Raw genomic sequence first — 393 nt, 5'->3', positions numbered from 1 at the left:
TTTTTTACGCTCTTTCATACGAGCATCACGAGTCAAGAAGCCTTTCGCTTTGAGTGCGCCGCGGAATTCTGGATCCGCTTGAAGAAGAGCACGTGAGATACCGTGACGGATAGCGCCTGCTTGACCAGTGAAGCCGCCGCCTTTGACCGTTACGATTACATCGTACTTGCCTTCTGTTTCTGTGATTACGAGTGGTTCTTTTGCAGTCATGATCAATGTCTCATAACCGAAGTATTCGCTGATATCGCGACCGTTAACTGTGACTTTACCGTCTCCAGCAACGAGGAAAACGCGCGCTGCCGCGTGTTTCCGGCGACCAGTGCCGTAGTAACGTACATCTGCCATCGTGTAGTTCCTCCTAAATTCGTATTAACCGCGAAGTTCGTAAACTTC

At 49.6% G+C, this 393-nt stretch carries 1 protein-coding gene; it reads right to left on the bottom strand.

The annotated features are described in order from the left end of the window. Nucleotides 1-345: 30S ribosomal protein S9 (rpsI, locus tag B3S86_RS15250; RefSeq protein ID WP_290754302.1), on the bottom strand; the 345-nt coding region annotated here is incomplete at its 3' end. Between the last annotated feature and the right edge of the window lie 48 nt (nt 346-393).

The organism is Exiguobacterium sp. UBA3968 (assembly GCF_002385115.1).
Classification (GTDB): domain Bacteria; phylum Bacillota; class Bacilli; order Exiguobacteriales; family Exiguobacteriaceae; genus Exiguobacterium_A.
The sequence above is the reverse complement of the archived record's forward strand: the minus strand, read 5'-3'. Positions and strand labels throughout refer to the sequence as shown.